This is a genomic window from Streptomyces beijiangensis, from assembly GCF_017315755.1.
Classification (GTDB): Bacteria; Actinomycetota; Actinomycetes; order Streptomycetales; family Streptomycetaceae; genus Streptomyces; species Streptomyces beijiangensis.
Genome location: NZ_JAFLRJ010000157.1, coordinates 13990 through 39906 on the forward strand (window position 1 = coordinate 13990; position 25917 = coordinate 39906).

19 protein-coding genes are annotated in these 25917 nt (G+C 67.8%); 5 read left to right on the plus strand and 14 right to left on the minus strand.

From position 1 onward, the window contains the following. Positions 1–103: 103 nt before the first annotated feature. Together J0695_RS17305 and J0695_RS17310 are read right to left on the minus strand one after the other, a co-directional pair. Positions 104–1195 (minus strand): hypothetical protein, encoded by a 1092-nt coding sequence (locus J0695_RS17305; protein WP_206962966.1) that lies wholly within the window; start codon positions 1193–1195, stop codon positions 104–106. A 199-nt stretch (positions 1196–1394) separates the two neighbouring features. Then, complete coding sequence (locus tag J0695_RS17310) at positions 1395–2315, minus strand: UTP--glucose-1-phosphate uridylyltransferase (RefSeq protein ID WP_372445789.1); 921 nt, start codon at positions 2313–2315, stop codon at positions 1395–1397. A gap of 222 nt (positions 2316–2537) precedes the next feature. Between J0695_RS17310 and J0695_RS17315 the strand changes: the two genes are divergently transcribed. Then, a complete protein-coding gene (locus J0695_RS17315; RefSeq protein ID WP_206962968.1) occupies positions 2538–3617 on the plus strand; it encodes an LCP family protein in 1080 nt (359 codons plus the stop codon). 8 nt (positions 3618–3625) lie between these two features. Here J0695_RS17315 and J0695_RS17320 read toward each other — a convergent pair whose 3' ends face one another. Further along, positions 3626–4669: a PLL family lectin gene (locus J0695_RS17320; protein WP_206962969.1), complete on the minus strand. Its 1044-nt coding sequence runs from the start codon at positions 4667–4669 to the stop codon at positions 3626–3628. An 80-nt stretch (positions 4670–4749) separates the two neighbouring features. Here J0695_RS17320 and J0695_RS17325 point away from each other — a divergent pair, with 80 nt between their 5' ends. Beyond that, positions 4750–5127 (plus strand): PIN domain-containing protein, encoded by a 378-nt coding sequence (locus tag J0695_RS17325; RefSeq protein WP_307798665.1) that lies wholly within the window; start codon positions 4750–4752, stop codon positions 5125–5127. On the opposite strand, the gene J0695_RS17330 is transcribed toward J0695_RS17325, so the two are convergent. The 8 genes from J0695_RS17330 to J0695_RS17365 all read right to left on the minus strand — a co-directional run bounded on the left by J0695_RS17330 (position 5103) and on the right by J0695_RS17365 (position 16425). Further along, on the minus strand, positions 5103–6575 hold the full coding sequence (locus J0695_RS17330; protein ID WP_206962971.1) for an ArnT family glycosyltransferase: 1473 nt from the start codon (positions 6573–6575) through the stop codon (positions 5103–5105). The genes J0695_RS17325 and J0695_RS17330 overlap by 25 nt on opposite strands. A 73-nt stretch (positions 6576–6648) precedes the next feature. After that, the gene (locus J0695_RS17335; protein WP_206962972.1) at positions 6649–8160 is read right to left on the minus strand and encodes an amino acid permease; all 1512 of its coding nucleotides are present in this window, start codon (positions 8158–8160) and stop codon (positions 6649–6651) included. 196 nt (positions 8161–8356) lie between these two features. Beyond that, the gene (gene dxs / locus J0695_RS17340; RefSeq protein ID WP_206962973.1) at positions 8357–10270 is read right to left on the minus strand and encodes a 1-deoxy-D-xylulose-5-phosphate synthase; all 1914 of its coding nucleotides are present in this window, start codon (positions 10268–10270) and stop codon (positions 8357–8359) included. A 169-nt stretch (positions 10271–10439) separates the two neighbouring features. Then, positions 10440–11738, minus strand: coding sequence for a sugar ABC transporter permease (locus J0695_RS17345; RefSeq protein ID WP_206962974.1), 1299 nt, complete (start codon positions 11736–11738; stop codon positions 10440–10442). Next, positions 11735–12523, minus strand: a complete 789-nt coding sequence (locus J0695_RS17350) for an ATP-binding cassette domain-containing protein (protein WP_206962975.1) — start codon at positions 12521–12523, stop codon at positions 11735–11737. Before J0695_RS17350 ends, J0695_RS17345 begins: the two co-directional genes overlap by 4 nt. A gap of 299 nt (positions 12524–12822) precedes the next feature. After that, positions 12823–13890: a sugar ABC transporter substrate-binding protein gene (locus J0695_RS17355; protein ID WP_206962976.1), complete on the minus strand. Its 1068-nt coding sequence runs from the start codon at positions 13888–13890 to the stop codon at positions 12823–12825. Between the two features lie 122 nt (positions 13891–14012). Beyond that, positions 14013–15212 carry an ROK family transcriptional regulator gene (locus J0695_RS17360; RefSeq protein ID WP_206962977.1) on the minus strand — a complete coding sequence of 400 codons (1200 nt, stop codon included), beginning with the start codon at positions 15210–15212 and terminating at the stop codon, positions 14013–14015. A 199-nt stretch (positions 15213–15411) separates the two neighbouring features. After that, the gene (locus J0695_RS17365; RefSeq protein WP_206962978.1) at positions 15412–16425 is read right to left on the minus strand and encodes an N-acetylglucosamine kinase; all 1014 of its coding nucleotides are present in this window, start codon (positions 16423–16425) and stop codon (positions 15412–15414) included. A gap of 79 nt (positions 16426–16504) precedes the next feature. Between J0695_RS17365 and J0695_RS17370 the strand changes: the two genes are divergently transcribed. Together J0695_RS17370 and J0695_RS17375 are read left to right on the plus strand one after the other, a co-directional pair. After that, complete coding sequence (locus J0695_RS17370; RefSeq protein ID WP_206962979.1) at positions 16505–17380, plus strand: MurR/RpiR family transcriptional regulator; 876 nt, start codon at positions 16505–16507, stop codon at positions 17378–17380. Further along, positions 17377–18129: a sugar isomerase domain-containing protein gene (locus J0695_RS17375; protein WP_206962980.1), complete on the plus strand. Its 753-nt coding sequence runs from the start codon at positions 17377–17379 to the stop codon at positions 18127–18129. Before J0695_RS17370 ends, J0695_RS17375 begins: the two co-directional genes overlap by 4 nt. 60 nt (positions 18130–18189) lie before the next feature. Here J0695_RS17375 and J0695_RS17380 read toward each other — a convergent pair whose 3' ends face one another. The 3 genes from J0695_RS17380 to ngcE are packed head-to-tail and all read right to left on the minus strand — an operon-like array spanning position 18190 to position 21561. Next, positions 18190–19131 (minus strand): carbohydrate ABC transporter permease, encoded by a 942-nt coding sequence (locus J0695_RS17380; RefSeq protein WP_206962981.1) that lies wholly within the window; start codon positions 19129–19131, stop codon positions 18190–18192. Between the two features lie 15 nt (positions 19132–19146). After that, the gene (locus J0695_RS17385) at positions 19147–20079 is read right to left on the minus strand and encodes a carbohydrate ABC transporter permease (protein WP_206962982.1); all 933 of its coding nucleotides are present in this window, start codon (positions 20077–20079) and stop codon (positions 19147–19149) included. 36 nt (positions 20080–20115) lie between these two features. Beyond that, complete coding sequence (gene ngcE, locus J0695_RS17390; RefSeq protein WP_206962983.1) at positions 20116–21561, minus strand: N-acetylglucosamine/diacetylchitobiose ABC transporter substrate-binding protein; 1446 nt, start codon at positions 21559–21561, stop codon at positions 20116–20118. 471 nt (positions 21562–22032) lie between these two features. Here ngcE and J0695_RS17395 point away from each other — a divergent pair, with 471 nt between their 5' ends. Beyond that, complete coding sequence (locus J0695_RS17395) at positions 22033–25863, plus strand: GH92 family glycosyl hydrolase (RefSeq protein WP_206962984.1); 3831 nt, start codon at positions 22033–22035, stop codon at positions 25861–25863. Positions 25864–25917: the final 54 nt, after the last annotated feature.

The following is a 25917-nucleotide window of genomic DNA, read 5'->3' on the forward strand; positions in this document are numbered from 1 at the left end:
CCTGACGGGCATGCCAAGTCCTCCCCACGCGCAGGGGGGAGGGAGACGGGTCAGGGGAGGGGAACCGCGCCCGGCCAAGGGGCGGAACGGTCACCGAGAGGGGTCATCCCACCCGGCGCCACGCGCCGAAGGCGAGGCCCACTTCCGAGAGGTCCCGGCGAGCGACTCTCAGCCCGCCATCCATGTCGACAATCGCAATTGTGACCGCACCGAGACCGTCGATGCCCATGGCCGGCAGGCCGACGCACCGGTCCCCGACGGGAGCCCACCAGGCGCCGTACTGCTCGCCTTCCGTCGGATAGGCCCCGATCTCGGGGTATCCCTCGGCACCGAGCTGCAGCATCACCGTGCAGTCATAGCCGTTGACGGGGGTCCGCACGATGCCCACCGGGCCGACACCGCCCGCCCCGCCCAGCGGCATGAGGGCACTCGCCTGTCCCGCCGCGCTGCGCGGACGGTAGGCGACGACACTGCCGTCCGCCGGATGGCGCCAGAAGTAGGTGCCGATACCCGGACTCGTCTCGTACGAGCTGTACGTCCCCTCGACCGCATCAGCGTGCACCCGCCCCCGCCACTTGAAGGCGGCACCGGGCCGCTCCTGGCGCACATACACGGCCCCGCCCCGGAAGGGCGTGAGGTATTCGCCATATCCCTCGGAGGTCACCAGAGGCACGACCGATCCGCGCACCCACTTCCCGTCGAGGTCGGTCCACTTGCCCCAAGCGCCGTCCGTGCTCCGGGTCCGACCGCGCACACCTTGCCCGAAGCGTGCGCCCACGACATGGAGCAGGCCCGCGCCGTCGGTCAGGACGACAGGGTCTCCCAGGCCGGACAGTGTCGGCTCGTTCGTACGAAACGGATTTCCGACCGGGCGCCAGGCGCTGAGCGGCCGTGCCGTCTGATACTGCGTGGCGACGATGAACTCAAGGCCGCCAGGCATCCCCTCGCGGTGCCGCATGCCGGCAAAAGAGATGAATCCATCAGAGTCCTGGCTCAGCGTGAACCGCCCGTGCCAGTCCTCGACGGGGAGCAGCTCGGGCCCCTGCCAGTGGTCCGAGCCGGGCGACGACTCGGTCCAGCGCACCAGACCGTCGGCGCAGCTCGCGTATGCGGTCAGCCGGCCGTCACGCCCAAGGCGCAGCCAATTCGAGGCCGCATGCCCGCCATCGGTCGCGGCGACGATCTCAGAACCCATGACAGCGGGGGGCCTCGAAATGAACTCTCGAGCCGCCTCCGAACGACCGCGTCGCGCCATGAACCCAGCCACCTCCCCGCCTCGTGTTCTTCGTGGACCGACCCGACGAGCCGACGGACAACCTACGGCAGCACTTCGGACACCTGACGCCCGGGCCAAATGTTCGGAGGAGGCAGGTTACCCACTCGGCCCAGGTGGGTCAGAGGCCCTCCGCCACGAACTGCCGCAGCCAGGTTCTGAAATCGGGCCCCAGATCCTCGCGTTCGCACGCGAGGCGAACGATGGTGCGCAGGTAGTCGCCACGGTCTCCGGTGTCGTACCTCCGGCCCTTGAAAACGACGCCGTGGACCGGGCCGCCGGGCGATCCGGGCCCGGCGAGACTGCGCAGGGCGTCCGTGAGCTGGATCTCGCCACCGCGGTCGGCCTCGGTCGTCCGCAGTACCTCGAAAACCGCCGGGTCGAGAATGTACCGGCCGATCACCACATGGTTGCTCGGCGCCTCACCCGCGGCAGGCTTCTCCACCAGGTTCGTGATCCGCACCACGCCGTCGAGGGGCGTCGGCTCCACTGCGGCGCATCCGTAAAGGTGCACCTGCTCGGGCTCGACCTCCATGAGCGCGACCACGCTGCCGCCGAACTCGCGCCGTACTTCAGCCATCTTGTCCAGGAGCGGATCACGCGGGTCGATCAGATCGTCGCCCAGCAGCACGACAAACGGCTGGTCACCGACGTGCGGTTCCGCGCAGAGCACCGCGTGCCCCAGTCCCCGCGGATCGCCTTGGCGCACATAGTGCAGCGATGCGAGTCCCGTCGACTCTTCCACCCGTGAGAGCCGGTCGTAGTCACCCTTGCGCCGCAGGGCGTCCTCCAGCTCGTAGTTGCGGTCGAAGTGATCTTCCAGGGCACGCTTGTTGCGGCCCGTGATCATCAGTACGTCCGTGAGACCGGCGGCCACGGCCTCCTCGACGACGTACTGGATGGCGGGCTTGTCCACCACCGGAAGCATCTCCTTGGGCGTCGCCTTGGTGGCCGGCAGAAACCGCGTCCCCAGTCCCGCTGCGGGTATGACCGCCTTGACGATTGCGGGATGTGCATTGTTCACGAAGAGATTCCACTTCATATAGCGACGGAGCGACAGCGGAGTGCGACTACCTGGGGGTGGTCGAGGTCACAGGAGTGCCTGACGGATTGACACAATCCGAGACGAAGATATCCGGCGCTCCCAAGAACTTGAAAACATGCTTATAGTGCATTTCTTCAAGCCTGACCGAGCGGACCCGTCCCCCACCCGAGTCCCATCGGCCCACGACGGGTCGATCCAGTAAAGGACTCGAATCTCCGCATGACACAGAACAACGTGACCGTCGGCGCCTCGGACGACGCCAGATCCCATGGCCGCCGCAAGCCCCGGCGCCGCCGCGGACTCAAGATCACTCTGAGTGTTCTCCTCGTCCTGGTGCTGGCCGGCGGCGGCACCGCCTGGTGGTTCTACAGCCAGCTCAACGGCAACATCAAGGGCGTCGACATCAACAAGGCGCTCGGCACCGACCGCCCGGAGAAGCTCCCCACCAGCGGACAGAACGTGCTGGTCCTGGGCTCGGACTCGCGTGCCGGTGACAACAAGGGGCTCGTGGGCGGCGACGTCAGCGGCGCCCGCTCCGACACCGCGATGGTGGTGCACATACCGGAGGGCCGTAAGAAGGCCGTCGCCGTCAGCATTCCGCGCGACACCCTGGTGACCCGGCCCGAGTGCACCAAGAAGGACGGCTCGACGCTCTCCTCCGCGCACCGCGTCATGTTCAACTCGGTGTACTCGATCGCCGGTCCGGCCTGTGTGGTCAAGACCGTGGAGAAGATGTCCGGGGTCCGCATCGACCACTACATGGAGATCAACTTCGCCGGGTTCAAGGGGCTCGTCGACGCGATCGGCGGGGTCAGTGTGACCACGGACCAGGCGATCCACGACACGTCCTCCGGGCTCGACCTCGTGGCGGGTACGCACAAGCTGAACGGCACCGATTCGCTCGCGTTCGTCCGTACCCGGCACGGCATCGGCGACGGCAGTGACCTCGGGCGCATCGGGCTGCAGCAGCAGTTCATGCTGGCCCTGCTCAGTGAGGTCAAGTCGCAGGATCTGCTGGGCAGTCCGACCAAGTCGTACAAGATCGCCAACTCGCTCACCAAGTCGCTGACCACCGACTCCGAGCTCGCCTCGCTCACCTCGCTGGCCGACTTCGCGCGGAGCCTGAACGGGGTCGATCCCGCCACCATGGAGACGATCATGCTTCCGGTGGCGTACGACAAGATCGACCGGAACCGGGTGATTGCCGCCGAACCGCAGGCGAAGACCCTCTGGAAGGCGATCCGCACCGACTCGACGATTCCGGAGTCGGCGAAGAAGTCACCCGCGACCGGGGGCTGATCCGCTCGCTACACCCCGGCCCAGGCCGCCAGGGCCAGCCCCGGCTCGGCCTTCTGGCGGGCTACGCGCAAGGTGCCGTCCGTGGCGATGACCGCCATGACCACCCGGCCCTCCGCGTCCAGCGCGAGGGTCGGGGCGCCGATGGAGGCTTCGCCGGTCGGCGTCCACCACAGGCCGTCCGCCTCGGCCTCGGTGGGACAGGCCGCGATGGCGGGACGGCCGTCCCTCCCCCGGTAGGCCAGGACCGTGCAGTCGTGGCCCTCGATCGGGGTGCGCAGGAGCGCCGGGGGGCCTTCGTCCGGTTCGCCGCCCAGGGATACGGGGTCGGAGCCGTGGCGGTGGGCGACGATGCCGGGGGTCTCGCGGTCGCTCCAGTAGTACGTGGCACGGTCGTCGGCGGTCTGCAGGCCGGCCACCGATCCCGGGAACGGTGTGCCGTCGACCGCTTCCGCCTCGGTGAACTCGCCGCCGGGGGCGGCCTGTTCGCGGCGGAGCAGTTCCTTGTCCACGGGGGCCACCATCTCGATCAGGCCGCCGACCGCGACGACCGCGGCCATGCCCTCGCGGAAGTGCGCGCCCTTGAGGTCCTTCCACCCCTCCCACTTCACGGACTTGGTCTGGCGCCGCATGTTGACCGCGCCGTTGCCGTTGTTGAGGAAGATGTGGACATGGCCGTCGGCGTTGACCTCGGCCGCGGGGACACCCACGGCACGGGCCTTGTTCATGTCCTTGGTGTGGGGATTGCCCAGCGACTGCCAGGGGCCGATCGCGCGCCCGCTCTGGTACTGGACGGCGTGCATCACGTCGTCGCCCTGGGACCGTCTGCGGCGGGCGAGCAGATGGACGTATCCGTCGGGGCCCTGCGCGAGGGACAGGTGGGTGAGACCGGCGGCCACGATGAAATCGGGTCCTGACCAGTCGGGTCCGCCGGGCCTGGTCTCCGTCCAGCGCAGGACGCCGCCCTCGGTCAGGGCGTAGGCGGTCAGCCTGCGGTCCTTGCCGCGGAAAAGCCAGCGGCTGGTGCTGGGAGCTTGGGCGGTACGCGGCGACATGGCTGGCTGCCAGCCTTCCCTCAACTGGTCATACTTGCGGTCAAGACTAACATTCGCGCTGGTGAGGGGCGGTGTGCGGGGTGTCCCTGTTGATCGTGGACGCGGCAAATGTGGTGGGTTCCGTACCCGACGGGTGGTGGCGGGACCGGCGGGGGGCCGCCGTACGGCTGCGGGACAGCCTGGTCGGGTACACGGACTCGGGCGGGGACGCCGTGGAGGTCGTGCTCGTCGTCGAGGGCGCCGCCCGGGGCGTCGGGTCCGTCGAAGGGGTGCGGGTGGAGTCGGCCCCCGGCAGCGGGGACGACCGGATCGCGGAACTCGCCGCCGAGGCCGGGGCCGCCGGGCTGGAGTGCACCGTGGTCACCGCCGACCGGGAGCTGCGGCGCCGGGTGGAGGCGTACGGGGCGCGGTGCGCCGGGCCGCGTACCGTGCGTCAGCCGCCCGGGGAGCGTACGTAGAGGACCGCCCCGTCGACCGTGGACCGCTCGGTGTAGTGGCCGGCCAGCAGCCGGCGCAGGGTGGGGATCCGGTCGGGGGCGAAGGGCTTGCCGCGCGAGTCGTCGACGATCAGGTCCGGCGGGCGCTCGGCCATCTCCTCGCGGAAGAGGGACCAGGCCCCCTCGACGGCGTACTTCTCGCCGACCTGCGGTCCGTCGCGGCCGCCGCTGTAGTTGGTGAGCAGTCCGGCGGTGAGGAAACGGCTGGCCGGGGTGCGGTCGGCGAAGAGATACGTCTCGGGGTGTATCCCCCAGACCAGGACGCGGTCGTCGGGCGCGGTCCGCGACCGCACCGCTTCGGCCAGGCGCTGGGCGTGTGCGAGTTCGGGGCGCGGCGCGAGCAGTCCCCAGGCGAGGAAGAGCGCGCAGGCGCAGGCCGAGGTGAGCACGGTGGCGGGCAGCCAGTCGTGCGGCAGGATCTGCAGCGCCGCCGTCGCCAACAGGACCAGGGGCGGGATCAGTTGAAGGTAGTAGTGCCCGAAGAAGTGGAATCCGACGACGACCGCGGCGGCCGATGAGGCGAGCCATAGCCAGAGGTCGGCGGCCCCGGTGCGAGCGATGCGCAGGACACGCAGGACCGGGGGGATCAGACCGGCGCAGGCGACGGTGAGGATCACGGTGTTGGTCAAGGCGCGGACCAGCACATGGAGTTCGGATCCGGTGAAGGAGGCGTACGCACCCGATCCGGTCACCGTCCAGAAGAAGAAGCCCGTCGGCGTGGTGAGCAGGGCGGCCGCAGCCACGGGCACGGTGAGCCCGACTGCCGTACGCAGCAAGGCGTTCCGGGTCGGTGCGGTGTGCCAGAGCAGCCACAGCACCGGGAGCAGCACCGCGCCGCCGGTCTGCTTGGTGAGGAGGGCGGCCGCCACCGCGGCTCCCGCGCCGGCCCAGCGCCTGCGGTCCGCGCACCAGAGCGCGGCCGCGGTGAAGGGCAGCATGAAGACCTCGAAGGTGGCTGCCTGGGCGTCCTCCGGGTTGAGGCCGATGGAGGCCAGGAGATAGAGGACCCCGGCGGTGCGCCCCGCCCGGTCGCCCCAGCGGCGGCGGGCGATGGCGGACAGGAGGACCGCGGTGGTCAGCTGGGCGAGGACGGCGAGGACCTTGAGCGGGCGCAGCGAGTCGTCGCCGCAGAGCGCGAAGGCGGCTTCGTACAGCCAGGGCAGGAGGGGTGGCTTGCGGTCGACGACGGTGCCGTACAGGGTGCCGCCGCCCGCCAGTATCCGCGCCTGGACGGCGAGATACCCCTCGTCCGGGTTCCAGAGCGGGAGCCGGAAGGAGGGGATGCGGGTGACGGCGGCCAGCACGGCGAGGAGGGGGAGGACACGGCGCCAGAAGGGGGCGGCCTGTGCCCGTCGTGGCAGCCGGGGGGCGGATACGTACCGTAGCGACGGCGGCGGCTCGACAAGCATGGTCGCCAAACTATCGGCCCCGCACACCGCAGCTTATGCGGACATACGGGGCCGGGGACGAAATCCGGTGTGATTACCGGGAGTTGCGGTTGAGGTGGCTGTGCTTGCGTCCGTACACGAAGTAGATGACGATCCCGATCGCCATCCAGATCCCGAACCGCAGCCAGGTCTCCACCGACAGATTGAGCATCAGCCAGACCGAGCAGGCGACGGAGAGCACGGGCAGGACAGGCACCCAGGGCGCCTTGAAGTTGCGCGGCAGGTCGGGGCGGGTGCGGCGCAGGATGATCACGCCGAGGGCCACGACGACAAAGGCGAAGAGCGTGCCGATGTTGACCAGCTTGGAGAGCTCGTCGAGCGTGACGAAACCGGCTACCAGCGCGGAGATGAAGCCCAGGATGAGCGTCGAGCGGTAGGGCGTACGGAACTTGGGGTGGACGTGGCTGAAGAGCGGCGGCAGCAGTCCGTCGCGGCTCATCGCGAAGAAGACCCGGCTCTGGCCCATCAACAGGATCATGCAGACGGTGACCAGGCCGATGATCGCGCCGAAGTTGATGAGCCCGGCCCAGAAGGGGTGCCCGACGGACTTGAAGGCCTCGGAGAGCGGGGCTTCGGAGTCGAGCTTCGTGTACTTCTGCATGCCGGTCACGACGAACGCGACGGCGACGTACAGCACCGTGCAGATGACCAGCGAGCCGAGGATGCCGCGCGGGATGTCCTTCTGCGGGTTACGGGTCTCCTCGGCAGCGGTGGCGACGACGTCGAAGCCGATGAACGCGAAGAAGACGACGGCCGCGGCGGTGAAGATGCCCATGAAGCCGAAGCTGGTGGGCGTGAATCCGAAGATCGCCTCCAGGAGGGTGGCGCTGAGTCCGCCGCCGCCCTTGGTCTCCTGCGAGGGCGGGATGAACGGGTGGTAGTTGGAACCGTTGATCAGGAAGGCGCCGACCGCGATCACGATCAGGACGACGATGACCTTGATGGTCACGACGACCGAGGTGACCATCGCGGAGAGCTTCATGCCGACGACGATCACCGCGGTGACGGCGAGGATGAGGAGGAAGGCGGCGATGTTGAAGCCGAACCCTCCGCCCGGGGGCGGCCCCTGGAGCTTCTCGGGCAGCGGGATGCCCCAGCTGTCGAGGAGCGACTGGACGTATCCTGACCAGCCGACGGCGACCGTCGCGCAGCCCAGCGCCAGCTCCAGGACCAGGTCCCAGCCGATGATCCAGGCGGGCAGCTCACCCATGGAGGCGTAGGAGAAGGTGTACGCAGATCCGGCGACCGGGACGGTCGAGGCGAACTCGGCGTAACAGAGGGCCGCGAGCGCGCAGACCACGGCGGCGACGACGAAGGAGAGGGTGACGGCCGGGCCCGCGTAGTTCTTGGCCGCCGTACCGGTGACGACGAAGATCCCCGAGCCGATGACGACCCCGACACCGAAGACCGTGAGGTCGAGGGCCGAGAGCGACTTCTTCAGCTTGTGCTCCGGTTCCTCCGTGTCCTGGATCGACTGCTCGATGGATTTCGTCCGCAGGAGTCCCTGCTGCCGTTTGCCGGTGCTGTGGTCGGTGTGTGTGGACACTGCCGCGCCTCCCTGGTGGTCCGGTTCCGATGGCCGAGTCACCGCAATGATCGAGACCACACCTCCCCGCACGGAGATCGGATGGGGCAATTCACCCAATGGGGTCCATGCGGGGGAAAACCAATGGGCCGTACGGACCACCCTGACGGATGGTCCGTACGGCCCAGGGGCTGACGGAGGGTGCCTGCCGGACGCGTCAGTCGCGCGCGACCTCGGCCGGTTCGTCCTCCATGCGGCCGTCCAGCTTCGCCACCAGACCGGTGACCTGGCGGGCGATGTCCGGGGCGGTCAGACCGATCTCGGCCATGACCTCCTTGCGGGTGGCGTGGTCGAGGAAGCGCGACGGGATGCCGAAGTCGCGCAGGGGTACGTCCACGCTCGCGTCCCGCAGTGCCTGGGAGACGGCGGAGCCGACGCCGCCGGCCCGGCTGTTGTCCTCGACGGTGACGACGACCCGGTGCTGCTCGGCGAGCGGGGGCAGGGCCTCGTCGACGGGCTTGACCCAGCGGGGGTCGACGACGGTGGTGGTGATGCCCTGCTTGTTGAGCAGTTCGGCGATCTCCAGGCACATGGGCGCCAGGGCGCCGACCGAGACGAGGAGAACGTCGGGGGTGTCCGTGCCGGCCTCGCGCAGGACGTCCATGCCGCCGATCCTGCCGACGGCGGGGACGGCCGGGCCGACGACGCCCTTGGAGTAGCGCACGACGGTCGGGGCGTCGCGGACCCCGACGGCCTCGCGCAGCTGGGCGCGGACCTGCTCGGCGTCGCGCGGCGCGGCGATGCGCAGGGTGGGCACGCACTGCAGCATCGACATGTCCCACATGCCGTTGTGCGAGGCGCCGTCGTCGCCGGTGACACCTGCCCGGTCCAGGACGAAGGTGACACCGCACTTGTGCAGGGCCACGTCCATCAGGACCTGGTCGAAGGCGCGGTTGAGGAAGGTCGCGTACACGGCGAAGACCGGGTGCAGACCGCCGGTGGCAAGCCCGGCCGCGGAGGTCGCCGCATGCTGCTCGGCGATCCCGACGTCGTAGATACGGTGCGGGAACACCTCCGCGAACTTCTTGAGGCCGACCGGCTGGAGCATCGCCGCGGTGATGGCGACGACGTCGGGGCGGTCGTGACCGATCTTGACCATCTCGTCGCCGAAGACCGAGGTCCAGCTGGCGGCGGCGGTCTTGATGGGCAGGCCGGTGTCGGGGTGGATCGGGCCGATGCCGTGGAAGCGGTCGGCCTCGTCCTGCTCGGCCGGCTGGTAGCCGCGGCCCTTCTCGGTGAGGCAGTGGACGATCACCGGGCCGCCGAAGCGCTTGGCACGCTCCAGGGCCGACTCCAGGGCGGTGATGTCGTGGCCGTCGATCGGTCCGAGGTACTTCAGGCCGAGGTCCTCGAACATGCCCTGCGGGGCGATGAAGTCCTTGAGGCCCTTCTTGGCGCCGTGCAGGGTCTCGTACAGCGGCTTGCCGACGACCGGCGTGCGCTCCAGGAGGTCCTTGCCGCGGGCCAGGAAACGCTCGTAGCCGTCGGTGGTGCGCAGGGTGGCGAGGTGGTTGGCCAGGCCGCCGATGGTGGGGGCGTAACTGCGCTCGTTGTCGTTGACGACGATCACCAGGGGGCGGTCCTTGGCGGCGGCGATGTTGTTCAGCGCCTCCCAGGCCATACCGCCGGTGAGCGCGCCGTCGCCGATGACGGCGACGACGTGGTCGTCCTTGGCCAGCACCTCGTTCGCCTTGGCGAGGCCGTCGGCCCAGCCCAGGACGGTGGAGGCGTGGCTGTTCTCGATCACGTCGTGGTCGGACTCGGCGCGCGAGGGGTAGCCGGAGAGGCCGCCCTTGGTGCGCAGCTTGACGAAGTCCTGACGGCCGGTGAGGAGCTTGTGCACATAGCTCTGGTGACCGGTGTCGAAGAGGACACGGTCCTTGGGGGAGTCGAAGACGCGGTGCAGTGCGATCGTCAGTTCGACGACGCCCAGGTTGGGGCCGAGATGGCCACCGGTCTTGGACACCGCGTCGACGAGGAAGGTCCGGATCTCTCCGGCCAGCTGGTCCAGCTGCTCCGGGGTGAGCCGGTCCAGATCGCGCGGTCCCGTGATGCGGGTCAGCAGCGCCACCCGTGCCTCCTTGCGTTCTAGCTGATCGAGCTTCTGCCGGATCTTCCCGAGTCTAATGTTCCGGTCGCGGCAGTGTTCATCGGGCGGTGCGTTCTATCTCACGCGGGAACGTCACGCAGGAGCGCCCGGCACCGCGGTTGCGGTGCCGGGCGCTCCTGCGGATCCGCGGTCAGGCGCGGCCCGCGGTCTTCTGGGTCTTGCGGGAGACCGAGTCGATGATCACGGCGATGAGGAGTACTCCACCGGTGATCATGTACTGGATCGCGTTGGAGGAGAGGTTCATCTGGTTGAGCCCCTGGACGATCGACTGGATGACCAGGATGCCGAGGAGCGCGGACCAGACCTTGCCGCGTCCGCCGAACAGTGACGTACCGCCGATGACCGCCGCGGCGATGCACATCATCAGCTGGTTGCCGCCGCCGAGCGAACGGTCGGCGCCGCCGGTGGCGGAGGCCAGGAAGAGACCGCCGATCGCGCCGAACGTGCCGGAGATCATGAACACCGAGATACGGATCCAGGACACGTTGATGCCGGCCCTGCTGGCCGCCTCGACGCCACCGCCGACCGCGAAGATCTGACGGCCGTACGTGGTGCGGCGCAGGACGAAGTCGGTGATGACCAGGATCGCCAGGAAGATCACCAGGGAGAGCGGGAGGCCCTGCTCCTGGTTGAACGCGTAGGCGGCGAGGAGAGCGCCGAGCGCGAGCAGCACGGTGCGCAGGATGATTTCGCTCTGCGGGCGGTGCGGCAGGTCGGCGGCCTTGCGCCGGCGCGCGTCGCGCAGCTGCGTCAGATAGAAGGCGACGATCACGAACACGGCGAGGCCGTAGGCGGCCGCCACGTCGGCGAAGTAGTACTTGGTGAGGTCGTCGACGAAGCTGCCGAGCGGGGTGGTGATGGTGGACTTGTCACCCATCACCCAGGTCTGCAGACCGGCCCAGCCCAGGAAGCCGGCGAGCGTCACGACGAACGCGGGCACGCCGATCTTGGCGAAGACGATGCCGTGGAAGGCGCCGAGGACCGTGCCGGACAGGATGCCGAGCACGATGGCGAGGGAGTCGGGCATGTGGGTGCCGAGCACGGCCCACATCGAACCCGCGAGACCCGCGACGGAGCCGACCGCGAGGTCGATCTCGCCGAGCAGCAGGACGAAGACGATGCCGACGGCCATGATGCCGGGGCCCGCCGCGTACAGCGTGATCTGGTCGAGGTTGTACGAGGTGAGGAAGTTTCCGGTCTCGAGCTGGAAGACGACCGCGATGATGATCAGGCCCACCACGACGGGCAGCGAGCCGATCTCACCCGAGCGCACCTTGCGCTTGAACTCGGTCCAGTAACCCTTGAAGCCCTGCTCACGGATGAGCAGGCGGGGGTCGATGACCTTGACTGCTCCGGCCGCTGCTGCGGGAGCCTCGGTGGCTTCGGCCTGGGCCGGGACCTGGGCCGGAGTCTTGCTGAGCTTGCTCACTTGGATGCCTCCGCGCTGCGGGACGAACGGCGCGTCACGGCGTTGTCCGTGGCGCCCGTGATCGCGGCGATGATTTCTTCGTGGCTGGTCGTCGCCACGGGGAAGATGCCGTTGTTGTGACCGAGTCGCAGCACGGCGACCTTGTCGGCGACAGCCTTGACGTCAGCCATGTTGTGGCTGATGAGGATGACGCCCAGGTTCTGCTCGCGCAGCCGCTCCACCAGGTCGAGGACCTGCGCGGTCTGCTCGACACCGAGGGCCGCGGTCGGCTCGTCGAGGATCACGACCTTGGGGTTGCCGACCAGGGCGCGGGCGATGGCCACGACCTGGCGCTGACCACCGGAGAGCGCGGCGACCGGGATACGGACGCTGGGGATACGGATGGAGAGCGTGGACAGCAGATCCTGTGCCCGCTTCTCCATCGCGACCTCGTCGAGGACTCCGGCCTTGCGAATCTCCCGGCCGAGGAAGAGGTTGGCGACGACGTCCAGGTTGTCGCAGAGCGCGAGGTCCTGGTAGACGGTGGCGACGCCGAGGTTCTGGGCGTCGTGCGGGCGGTTGATCTCCACCTTCTCGCCCTCCCACTCGATGATGCCCTCATCGATGGGGTGCACGCCGGCGATCGTCTTGACCAGCGTGGACTTTCCGGCACCGTTGTCGCCGACGAGGGCGACTACTTCTCCGGCGTGGACTTCAAGATCGACACCGGAGAGGACTTGCACCGCTCCGAATCGCTTGAAGATTCCACGCAACGCCAGCACGGGCGTCTGTGACACGTGAACCATCTCCTTCGCCGCCTGACCGGCGGGGATGTGCCGCCTGAGCGGCGGAGACGTCGCACCGTCGGCACGACGTCGACATTCTGGAAGTTCTTGAGGGGGGAGAGTGTCCGGCACCCGGCCGACAGCGGGGTGTTGGCCGGCCGGGGCCGGACAGTCATGGGGCGGGCAGACTCCGCGGACGGAGGACCGGGCGCCGCATCCGGGCCGGGACGGCACGGCCGGGGCAGTGCGTCCCGGGCCGGTGTACGGCGCGGGTCAAACCCGTGTGTGCCAGGGCCTGTCGGCCCTGGCACACGAGGTGACTACTTGATGCCCAGCGCGGTGCACTTGGCGGCGATGTCCGCGGAGCAGACGTCCGACACCTTGTAGATGCCGTCCTTGATCACGGTGGACGCGATGTTGTCCTTCTTGATCACGGTCGGCTCGAGCAGCGTGGACGGAACGCCGTCCGTCTTGCCCTGGGCGCCGATGTCCTTGCCCTGGAGCAGGTTGACCGCGAACTGGGCGGCCGCCGGGGCGAGCTGCTTCGGGGACTTGTAGATCGTGAAGGTCTGCGTACCGGCGATGATCCGCTGGATACCGGGGAGTTCGGCGTCCTGGCCGCCCACCGGGATGCCCTTGATGCCGGCGTTGGCGATGGCGGTGATGATGCCGCCCGCCATGCCGTCGTTGGCGGAGTAGACCGCGTTGATCTTGTCCTTGCCGACCGAGGAGACGGCGGCGGCCATCTTCTCGCCCGCGATCTTCGGGTCCCACTCGCCGGACGCCTCGTAGGCGATCTTGATCTTGCCGTCGAGGGACTCGTGGGCGCCCTTCTTGAAGAGGCCCGCGTTCGGGTCCTTCTCGTCGCCGTTGATCATCACGAGGTTGGAGGTGGCCGCCTTGGTGCCGAGGGCATCGAGGATGGCCTGGCCCTGGAGCTTGCCGATCTTCTCGTTGTCGTGGCTGACGTAGGCGTCGGCACCGGCGATGGCGCGGTCGTACGCAACGACCTTGACACCCTTGGTGTGCGCGGTCTTGACCCACGAGGCGGACTTCTCGGCGTCGACCGAGGAGATCGCGATGACCTTGATGCCATCGGCTATCTGCTGGTCGAACTGCTGCTTCTGCGCGCCCACGTCTCCGGCCGCGTTCTTGTACTCGACCACGCAGTCGGGGCAGTCCTTCTTGACTGCTTCGACGAACAGCGGCTTGTCGAGCGTCTCGTAGCGCGCGGTCTTGTTCTCGGGGAGCAGCAGACCGATCTTGGTCTTGCTGCCCGAGTCCTTCGCGTCCTTCGAGTCGTCGCCGGCCTTGCCACAGGCGGCGATGGAAAGGGCCATCGAGACCGCTGCGGTACCGATGACTGCGCGGCGCATCATTGCGTTCATGTGGAGATGCCTCCCTGACGAGGCCGCAACGTTGCGGCCGAGGTGGGAGTGAGTCAACTCGGCCGCCACGTAGGCGTCAAGGAGTAAATCCTTAACGAGATGGCAACGGTGTCATTCGTTATCTAAGTGAAGGCAGGGGTACCCGCGGGCACAGTGCTGTCAAGAAGGGTCGAATCGCCCATTTCGTTCAGTACGAGGGCGAGGGCGCCCAGCACCTCCGCGCGTCCGCCGAGCGCGCCGGGGAGCACCGAGAGTTGCCGCGCCGCACTGGGGATCGCGTACCTTCCGACCGATTCGCGGATCGGCCCGAGCACCAGCTCACCGGCCTCCGCGAGGTCTCCGCCCAGCACCACCCTGCTGGGGTTCAGCAGGTTGCACAGGTTGGCGACACCGCTGCCGATGTGACGTCCGACGTCGGCGACGACCCGGCGGCAGCCAGGGTCCCCCTCGCGCGCCAGCTGGACGACCCGCTCCATGGTCAGGTCCACGCCGTGGCTGGACTGGAGCAGGGGCAGTACGTACCGGGCCGCGGTGAACGTCTCCAGGCAGCCCCGGTTGCCGCAGCGGCAGACCGGACCCGACTCGTCGAGGGTGATGTGGCCGATCTCGCCGGCCGTGCCGCCGGGGCCCCGGTAGATCTGCCCGTCGATGACGAGCCCGGCGCCCACACCGCTGGCGACCTTGATGTACGCCAGGTCCTTGACCCCCCGGCCGCTCCCCCAGACCAGCTCGCCGAGCGCGCCCAGGTTGGCGTCGTTGTCGACGTACACCGGCACCCCCAGACGTGCGGAGAGCTCCTCGGAGGGGTTGATGCCGGTCCAGCCCGGCAGGATCGACGTGGAGCCGAGCGTGCCCGACTCGACGTCGATGGGACCCGGTACGCCGAGCCCCACTCCGATCACCTTGTCCGCGCCGATGCCGGTCGCCGCGATCAGCCGCTTGACCAGCTCTTCCGCGCGGCCGAAGCCCTGCGCGGACGAGGCGTCCACATCCAGCGGCTCGGACTCCTCGGCGAGCACCTGGTGGGCCAGGTTGCCGACCGCCACCCGCAGGTGCGTATGCCCGAAATCGACGCCGATGACGATGCCCGCGGACCCACTGAGCGAGACGCTGCGGGCCCGGCGGCCGCCGGCGGAGGTCGGGGTGACCTCGACGGTCCCGCCTTCCTTCAACTCCCGGACGATATTGGAGACCGTGGCTGCCGAAAGCCCGGTGGAGCGGGCGATCTCCGCCTGAGTGAGCGAGCCCGCCATCCGCACCGCGCGAACGACCCGCTCAAGGTTGGCCCGGTGCAGAGATGTCTGCGACCCCGGAGTCTCCATCGACTCATCCACTCCCGCCGTTTGGCAGACGGCACGACGGCCGCCCCCCGCGCGGGGTCGCAACAACGAGACCCCGCCCTATCTCCAACATGTGAACTCTAAGATGAGCCTTTGGGGTTCCTATCCGTCAAGACCTTGAGCAGGGGAAGGCACGAATGAGCGGCCTGCCCGCTGACCTCAGTTGAGACAGAAGCGCAGGTCAGGCAGGTAGGAAGGGCGTAAGAGCCGGGACGGGCGGATTACCGCCGGTAAATTTCGCGTGGAGCGAGATGTGTTCGGCCTCCCGCACCGGGTTCAGGACCTCGCCCGCGGCGAGCCAGGCGGCGGCTCCGGCTCCGCTTCCTGCCGTACGGACCGGGGTGTCCCACCGCTCCCCGAGGAGCTCCTGTACCGCCGAGCGCAGGGGTCCTTCGCTGGTCAGCACGGATCCGGCGAGCACGATCGGCCCCTGTGGACGGTGTACGCGGGCCGCCGTCGCGACGAGGAGGCGTGCTCCTTCTCGTACGATCTCCAGCGCCCTCGGATCTCCGGCCTCGGCGGCCCTGTTCACCGCGGGAGCGAGCCGGGTGAGCGACTGGGGATCGGCCTGGGCCCGGGCGACCAGCGCGAACGCCTGATCGTTCAGGTCACGAAAGGATCTCGGCGTACCGAGCAGCTCCGCCATGACCAGTTCCGCGAGCAGTCCCGGCGGTGTGCCGTCCGGCCGGGTGAGGTCATGGACGACCGTCCTCGCCGCCGACCGCCCGAGCCAGAAGCCCGACCCCTCGTCGCCGAGCAGCCAGCCGAGCCCGTCCGACCACGCCTCGGCCGTCCCGTCCGTGACCCGGCAGGCGATCGCGCCCGTACCACTGAGCAGCAGCGTCCCCGACGACTGCGGGGTGCCGGCGACGAAGGCGATCAGCGCGTCGCCCTCGGGGCGGGGCACACAGCCGAGTCCGGCCTCCCGCCACACCGCTTCGAGCACGCTCGGGGAGAACGCCAGGCCGCCCGCGATGCCTGCCACACCGCCCACCACATCGGCCGGGTCCACCTCGCGCAGGGCGTCGGCGAGCGCCGCGGCCAGCTGGGCACGGGCCGCCGGCTGTCCATGGGTGGTGGGGTTGCCGCCGCCGGCCCGTCCGCTGCCCAGCAGCTCTCCGTCGAGTCCCGTGACGACCGCGCGGGTCGCGGTGCCTCCCGCGTCGATCCCCAGGACGAGTCGGTGATCCGTCATGCCGACATGGTGGGTCTTGACGGGAGCCGATGGCAAGAATAATTTTCATGCGGTTGGCACTCCAATGAAAAGAGTTACCTTGACAGCGGGGACAGTTGGGCGGATCACGGATGAACTGCCCGAATTGCCGGGCGCGTTGCGCCGGATCGCGGAGGCCGTCCTGGCCGACCCCGCGGCAGCGGCACGATCGACGATCATCGAACTGGCGGCCCGCGGCGAGGCCTCCCCCGCGACGGTGACGCGCTTCGCCAGGACCTTCGGATTCGCCGGGTACACGGAGCTCCGCTACGCCCTGGCCGCCGACACCGGACGTACGGAACAGGCGAGTTGGGAGAACGCGTCCGGCGGCGCGGCCTCCCCGGACGACTCGCTCGCCACCCTGGTCCAGTCGCTGCTGACCACCGACACCGAGCTGCTGCGCGAGACCGGCGAGCGGCTCGACCTCGACGCGGTCGCACAGACGGCCGCCGCCATGGTGGCGGCCCGGCGCGTCCTGTTCTTCGGTACGTCGGTCAGCGGGGCCGTCGCCGGGCTGATGGCGGGGCAGTTCAACCGCATCAGGCTGCCCTGCTGGAGCTCCACCGACCCGCACGAGGCCCTGCCCAACGCGGCCCTGCTCCAGCCGGGCGACGTCGTCATCGGGGTGTCCCACCGGGGCCGTACCCGCGAAGTCCTCGAAGTACTGACCGAGGGGGCCGACAACGGCGCGGTCTCCGTCGCCGTCACCTCCTCCGCCCGTTCCCCGCTCGCGGAGGCGGCGGACCACGTTCTGCTCACCGCCGGACGGGAGGGCGTGCTGCACGCCCGCGGCATGGCCACCGTCCACTCCCAGCTGTTCGCGCTGAACGCCCTCTACATGGCGGTCGCCATGCGGACGTACGAACGCACCACGCACGCCCTGGAGATCACCAGCCAGGCCACCGCCAGCCACCGGACAGAGAAGAGACGACCATGACCATCGACGCCCAGTCGTTCGTCGGCCACATCGAGAAGCTGATCCCCTCGGTGGCCACCAGCCAGGCCGAGGCGGTCGGCCGTGCCGCCCGGCTCATCAGTGCGTCGCTCCTCGACGGCGGTGTGGTCCAGGCCTTTGGTTCCGGGCACTCCGAGTCCATCTCCATGGAGATAGCGGGCCGGGCCGGCGGGCTCGTCCCCACCAACAAGATCGCCCTGCGCGACCTGGTGCTGCACGGCGGCGAGCCCGCCTCGCTGCTCGGCTCCCCGGAACTGGAGCGCGATCCCGCCATCGCCCGGAAGCTGTACGACCTCGCACCCGTACAGCCGCAGGACGTCTTCGTGATCACGTCCAACTCCGGCGTCAACGGGACGATCGTGGAGTTCGCGTCGATCGTGAAGGAGCAGGGGCACGGTCTGATCGCCATCACCTCGCTCCAGCACACGAACGAGATGACCTCGCGCCACCCCTCGGGCCGCAAGCTGATCGAGCTGGCCGACGTGGTCCTGGACAACGGCGCCCCGTACGGGGACTCGGTGATGAATCTCCCCGGCGGCGGCACCTTCGGCGCCGTCTCCACCATCACCTCCGCGCTGCTCGCGCAGATGACGGTCGCCGAGGTGGTCAAGGATCTGCTGGCCGCCGGCCAGGTTCCGCCGGTCTATCTCTCCGCCAATATGGCGGGCGGCGACGAGCACAACAGCGCACTCGAAGCCCGTTATGCGGGCCGGATTCGTCGCGGCGCCTGATACAGCGCAATGCCCCGGCGGATTTCCCCGCCGGGGCATTGCCTCTGCTTTACCGCACTGCTACTTGAGCGTGCCCGCGGTGAGACCGGACTGGATCTGCCGCTGGAACGAAAGGTAGACGACCAGCATCGGGAGCATCGCGATGGCGACACCGGCGAAGAGCACCGGCAGGTCGGTCGCGTAACCCTGCTGTTGCTGCAGCTGGATCAGGCCCTGGGTGAGCATGTACCGCTCCGGCTCGCCGGAACTCTGCGGCTGCATGAGGACCGAGGGGAGAATGTACTGGTTCCACTGGCCGAGCACATTGAAGATACCGATGCTCAGCAGACCCGGCTTGGCCATCGGCATCATCACCTGGAAGAACACCCGGGTGTGCGAGGCCCCGTCGATGACCGCCGCTTCGTGGATCGCCGTGGGCAGCGTCCGGAAGAAGGAGTGCATGAAGAAGACGGTGAACGGCAGCGAGTACGCGATGTAGACGCCGATCAGGCCCTGGTACGTGTTCAGCAGCTCGAGCCGCTTCATCATGAAGAAGAGCGGGATGAGCGCGAGGAACACGGGGAACATCGCGCCGCTGACGAAGAAGTAGTAGATGAGCCGGTTGCCCGGGAACTGGTACCTCGCCAGTACGTACGCGGCCATGGATCCGAAGAGCATGGTGAGCGGCACCGAGAACACCAGCACGATCGCGGTGTTCAGGAAGTAGTCGCCGATGTGGCCCTTGCTCCAGGCACGGCTGAAGACGTCGAAGTCCCAGGACGTCGGCCAGCTGAGGGCCGAGCCGCCGATCTGCGCGTCCGTCTTGAAGGAGCTGAGTATCAGCCACAGCAGCGGCAGGACGATCAGGACGGCCCACAGGATCAGGAATCCGTGCGAGAAGACGTTGAGGGTCATCCCCTCGGAGCGGGAGTCACCGGGCCTCGCGGACTTCTTGGTGCCCCGCTGGCCGGGGACGACGCTGCCGCCCTCGGTGACCGACGGGTCTTTGATGGGTGTGCTCATGTCTGGGTCTCCCGCTCAGAACTCGATGCGCTCGCGGCGGGTGGCACGCAGCGTGATGACGGAAATGATCATGGTGAGGACGAGCATCACGATGCCCATCGCGCAGGCGTAACCGCTCTTGCCGAAGTAGAGGAAGTTACGCATCAGCACAGTCGCGATGACTTCGCCATGATGGTCCGGTCCGCCGCCGAAGCCCGTGCCCGGAGTCAGGGTCGACGCCAGGACGAACATGTCCATCGCCACGATGCCCAGATAGACCCAGGCAGTCTGTACGGATTCCCAGAGCAGCGGCAGCGTGACGCGGAAGAAGGTCTGCGAACGGCCGGCCCCGTCGAGCAGCGCGGCCTCGTAGATCTCCCTCGGGATGGACTGCATCGCCGCGGAGAAAAGCACCAGATAGAAGCCGACCCCGTGCCAGATGATGACCACCATCAGGCACCAGAGCACCAGCTTCGGGTTGTTCATCCACTCGATGGGGCTATTGGCGTCGACGAGCCCCAGCTTGATGAGGATCCCGTTGAGCAGACCACCCTCGTCACTTCGGTACAGCGCCTGGAAGAGCACCGCGAGAATCGCGAGCGACAGCACCTGTGGGAAGAAGTAGATGATCTTGTAGATATTCGAGCCCTTGACGCCGCTCACTCCGCCCGCACCACCCCGGCCGCCCACGTTCACCATGAAGGCGAAGAAGAGGGAGATCAGAATGGTGAGGACCGGAATGAACACCAGGAGCAGGACGTTGTGCCAGATCGCCTGCTTGAAGACGTCATCGTGGAACAACGCTGTGTAGTTGTCCAAACCGACGAACTTGAAGTTCGGCGACTCCCCCGACCAGTCGGTCAGGGAATATCCGAAGGTCTGTATGTACGGCCAGATCACGAAGATCAGATACAGCGCCAACGGTGCGAGAAGAAATCCCGCGACAAATCTGTACTGCCCTTTTCGCATGGCATCCTGCCCCTGGTGTTGCGGTGAGCGTTGTGACTAGGCGCGGTGGTTCTTCTTGGAGGCCGGGTCCTTCGCGGCCTTGTCCACAGCGGCCTGTGCCCGCTTCAGCCACTCAGCAGGCTGGATGCGCTTGGACATGAGCTCGTTGGACGCGTTCTGGATCGCGACGTCCATCTCGCTGTACCAGTTCGGGTAGAGGAAGTTGAAGGAGTTGGCGTCGCCGGCCGCCTTCACCGCCTCGACCGTGGACTGGGTACCCGGGCGCAGCTTGACGCTCGGGTCGACACCGTCCTTCAGGATGGTGAGCGAGTTCGCCTCCTTCGCGAAGCTCGTCGACCACTCCTTGGAGAGCATCAGGCGCATGAACTCCTGCGCCTCGGCCTTGTTGGAGGCCTTCGTCGGGATGATGAAGGGCTCGCCGGAGCCGGCGCGGATCGCCTCGAAGGGCAGCTTGCTGCCAGGCAGCAGCGGAACCGGGAGGAACTTCATGTCGAAGTCCGCCGGGGTCTGCTTGAGCTGCTCGTTCTCCAGCCAGGAGCCGGAGGGGATGAAGGCTGCCTTGTACTGGTTCCAGCGGGTCTGCGACTCGGTGTGCGTCAGACCGTTGGTGCCCGGCATCAGCAGGCCCTGGTCGACGATCTCGTAGACGGCCTCGATGGACTTCTTGGCGGCGTCGCTGCCGACGAACGCCTTCGGGTCGAGGTTGTCGATCGCCTTCATGGCGTCAAGACCACCGGTCTTGGCGATGAGGTCCATGATCAGCAGGTTGATGTAGTACGGGAACTTGCCCTGGTGGGCGAGGCCGCCGATGCCTGCCGCCTTGGCCTTCTTGCAGATGTCCAGGAAGTCGTCCCACGTCTTGGGCTCGGCCCAGCCCTTCTCCTTGAAGAGCTTGCCGGAGTACCACAGACCCCAGACCGTGTAGACGTAGTTCAGGGAGACGACCTTGCCGCCCTGCAGACCCGGGTCGGTGGAGCCGGCGATCAGGGTCTCCGAGACCTTCTTCGACGGGTCGTCGACCGACGGCGCGTCGAGCACGGCCTGGAGGTCGAGGAGCTGACCGCCCTTGAAGAGCACGTCCAGCTTGATCTGCTGGGCGCCCGAGTCGTCGATGACGTCCGGGGGGTTGCCGCCGTTGAAGCGCGGCTGCAGCTTGCCGGTGATCTCCTGCGTGCCGAGGTGGGACGTCTTGGTGCCCCACTTCTTGGCGAACAGCGCCTCCCACGCCTTGGCGTAGTCGTCGCCGTAGCCGCCCTTGAAGACGACAACCTCGAGCTTGCCGTTCTTGGCGACGCCGAAGGGGTTGTCCTTGGTGACCTTCCCCTTGGACGTGTCCTTGGAACCGCTGTCGTCACTGCCGGACGCGCACGCCGACAGGAAGCTCATCGTCGGGACGGTGATCAGGCCGAGCGCAGCAGAACGCTTGATCAGATCGCGACGGCCGAGGCCCTCACCGTTGTTGCGGGTGGAGGTAGATCCCATGCTCAAGTCCTCGCCTTCTCCAGGACTCAGGCGGTGTGCCGGTCGCCCGTATAAATACGCCAAAGGCGAAGGGCCCCGCCACCGCGGTCAGTTGTAGCTGGGTAGTACTGAGTTCAGTGGGTACATAGGGAAGTACGACGGCGGAAGCAGAACAGCCCTCCCCGCTGTCTTCCCGTCCCCCTGGCCTGCTGCCTAAAACGCGGCTTGGCAGACGCCGACAGGTATAGTCCACTTCCCTTCAAGTGGGCAAGATCGAATGCAGGTTTGAACGTCAGTCTTTCCCGAGTTGAGACCTCACGGACATCTGGGGCTCCGGCGCAGCGCACTGGACGGGCATATTCCGCATCCGTGCGAAACACCCCACCGACACGTCCAACAGCCTTGACACCACTGGGCACTTGCCTTCCTACTTGTCCCTGCGCATCACAATGACAACGTTGTCCAGATCGCATCCTTGGGAGGACGTCCTTCATGCTGCCCAGACCCCGGCACCGATTGAATTCCGTAACCGTCCTGATGGCGACAGCCTTCGCGCTCGTCGTCTCGGCTCAGGGGGCCGCCGTGGCCCGGCCCGCGCAACCACAGGGGCCGGGGGGTGAGTTCAGCTCCTCCTTCGAGACGGGACAGCCGCAGCCCGACTGGCGCAACACCGTCGAAGTGGGGCCCGACGGTCAGAAGCGCGCTTCAGGTGTCGAAGGCGGATTTACCAGCGGAATACCGGGCAATGTCACGGACCGGGTCACCGACGTCCGGGCCAGCGGCGAGAACAGCGGCGGCGGGGAGGTGAAGGAGAACCTCATCGACGGGCAGCCCTCCACGAAGTGGCTGGCGTTCTCCCCGACCGCCTGGACCGAGTTCGACCTGGACGAACCGGTCAAGGTCGTGACGTACGCCCTCACATCGGCCAACGACCACGCCGAGCGCGACCCGAAGGACTGGACGCTCCAGGGCTCCGCCGACGGCACCACCTGGAAGACGCTGGACACCCGCAAGGGCGAGACCTTCAGCGGGCGTCTCCAGACCAAGTCGTACGACTTCGCCAATGACACGGCGTATGCGCACTACCGTCTTGACATCACCGGCAACGGAGGGGCGACGGACGCCCTCCAGCTCGCCGACGTTCAATTCTCGAACGGTGACACCAGCACACCGGCGCCGACCGACATGCGCACCCTGGTCGACAGCGGCCCCACCGGATCCCCCACCGCGAAGGCGCGGGCCGGCTTCACGGGGACGAAGGCGCTCCGTTACGCGGGTACGCAGTCGGGCACCGGGCACGCGTACTCGTACAACAAGGTCTTCGACGTCAACACCCGCATCGCCCGGGACACCCAGCTCTCCTACAAGGTCTTCCCCTCGATGGCGGAGACCGATCTGAACTACCCCGCCACCAATGTCTCGGTCGACCTGGCCTTCACCGACGGCACCTATCTGAGTGACCTGGGCGCCCTCGACAGCAACGGCGGGACGCTGACGCCGCAGGGCCAGGGCGCGGCCAAGCGGCTGTACGTCAACCAGTGGAACGCGGTCGCCTCGCGGATCGGCTCGGTCGCGTACGGCAAGACGGTCGACCGTGTCCTGGTGGCGTACGACTCCCCCAAGGGCCCGGCGAAGTTCCAGGGCTGGATCGACGACATCACGATCGCCCCGAAGGCCCCGGAGAAGCGGCTGGCGCACCTTTCGGACTACGCGCTGACCACCCGCGGCACCAACTCCAGCGGCTCCTTCTCGCGCGGCAACAACTTCCCCGCGACCGCCGTGCCCAACGGCTTCAACTTCTGGACGCCGGTGACCAACGCCGGCTCCACGAGCTGGCTGTACGACTACGCCCGCGGCAACAACGCGGACAACATGCCGACACTCCAGGCCTTCGCGGCGAGCCATGAGCCGAGCCCCTGGATGGGCGACCGGCAGACCTTCCAGCTGATGCCGTCGGTGGCCTCCGGCACCCCGGACGCCGACCGCACCAAGCGGGCCATGCCCTTCCGCCACGAGAACGAGATCGCGAAGCCGCACTACTACGGCGTCACGTTCGAGAACGGTCTCAAGGCGGAGATGACGCCGACCGACCATGCGGCGATGATGCGGTTCACCTATCCCGGTGATGACGCCAGCATGATCTTCGACAACATCTCCAACGACGGCGGTCTGACCCTCGACCCGGCCACGGGCTCCTTCTCCGGCTTCTCGGACGTCAAGAGCGGCGGCTCCACCGGGGCGACCAGGCTCTTCGTATACGGGACCTTCGACACCCCCGTCACCGCGGGCGGCAAGCTCACGGGCGGAGGCGGCGACGACGTCACCGGCTACCTGCGCTTCAAGCCCGGCAAGAACAAGACCGTCACCCTCAAGATGGCGACCTCGCTGATCAGCCTGGACCAGGCGAAGGACAACCTGCGCCAGGAGCTCCCGGCCTCCGCGACCTTCGCGAGCACCGAGAACCGCGCCCAGTCCGCCTGGGACAAGATCCTCAAGAAGGTGGAGGTCGAGGGCGCGACCCAGGACCAGCTCACCACCCTCTACTCCTCGCTCTACCGGCTGTACCTGTACCCCAACTCGGGCTCGGAGAAGGTCGGTTCGAAGGTCCAGTACGCCAGCCCCTTCTCCAAGGCGACCGGCGAGAACACCCCGACCCAGACCGGCGCGAAGATCGTCGACGGTCAGGTCTACGTCAACAACGGCTTCTGGGACACCTACCGCACGACCTGGCCCGCGTACTCCTTCCTCACCCCGAAGAAGGCCGGCACGCTCGTCGACGGTTTCGTGCAGCAGTACAAGGACGGCGGCTGGACATCGCGCTGGTCGTCCCCCGGCTACGCGGACCTGATGACCGGCACCAGCTCGGACGTGGCCTTCGCGGACGCGTACGTCAAGGGCGTCACCAACTTCGACGCGAAGGCGGCGTACGAGGCGGCCCTGAAGAACGCCACGGTCGTCCCGCCCAGCTCGGGCGTCGGCCGTAAGGGCATGGACACCTCTCCCTTCCTCGGATACACCTCGACCTCCACCGGGGAGGGCATGTCCTGGGCGATGGAGGGTTACGTCAACGACTACGGCATCGCCAAGATGGGCGATGCCCTCTACAAGAAGACGCACGAGAAGCGCTACAAGGAAGAGTCCGCGTACTTCCTCAACCGCGCCCAGGACTACGTCAAGCTCTTCGACTCCAAGGCCGGCTTCTTCCAGGGCAAGGACGCCAAGGGCGACTGGCGCGTGGACTCCGACAAGTTCGACCCGCGCGTCTGGGGCTACGACTACACGGAGACCAACGCCTGGGGCATGGCCTTCACCGCCCCGCAGGACTCGCTCGGCCTCGCCAACCTCTACGGCGGCCGCGACGGCCTCGCCAAGAAGCTCGACACGTACTTCTCGACGCCCGAGACCGCTTCCCCCGAGTTCGCGGGATCGTACGGCGGTGTCATCCACGAGATGACCGAGGCGCGCGACGTGCGGATGGGCCAGTACGGGCACAGCAACCAGGTCGCCCACCACATCACGTACATGTACGACGCGGCCGGCCAGCCCTCCAAGACCCAGGAGAAGGTCCGCGAGGTCATGAGCCGCCTCTACACGGGCAGCGAGATCGGCCAGGGCTACCACGGCGACGAGGACAACGGCGAGCAGTCGGCCTGGTACCTCTTCTCCTCGCTCGGCTTCTACCCGCTCGTCATGGGCAGCGGCGAATACGCCATCGGCTCCCCGCAGTTCACCAAGGCGACGGTCCACCTGGAGAACGGCCACGACCTGGTGGTGAAGGCACCGAAGAACAGCGACAAGAACATCTACATCCAGTCGCTGAAGGTGAACGGCAAGTCCTGGAACTCCACCGCCCTCCCGAACGACCTTCTGGAGCGCGGCGGCACCCTGGACTTCTCGATGGGCTCGAAGCCGTCCGACTGGGGTACGGGCAAGAACGCGGCGCCCGTCTCCATCACCAAGGACGACAAGGTCCCCGCCCCGCGCGAGGACAAGATCACCGGGACCGGCCCGCTGTTCGACAACACCTCCGCCACATCGGGGGAGTTCACCTCGACGGACCTCCCGGTGGCGGGCCCGACGCGCACGGTCCAGTACACCCTCACCTCGTCCGACAAGGCGAAGGCGCCGACGGCCTGGACCCTGCAGGGCTCCGACGACGGTGAGAAGTGGACCTCGCTGGACCAGCGCGCCGGTGAGTCGTTCAGCTGGGACAAGCAGACCCGTGTCTTCACGGTGGCGCACCCCGGTACGTACAAGAACTACCGCCTGGTGAACACGGCCACGGGCGCGGCGACCCTCGCGGAGGTGGAGCTGCTCTCCTGACCTGTCACTCCAGGAACACACCCCGGGCCACGGCCGTGACGGCCGTGGCCCGGG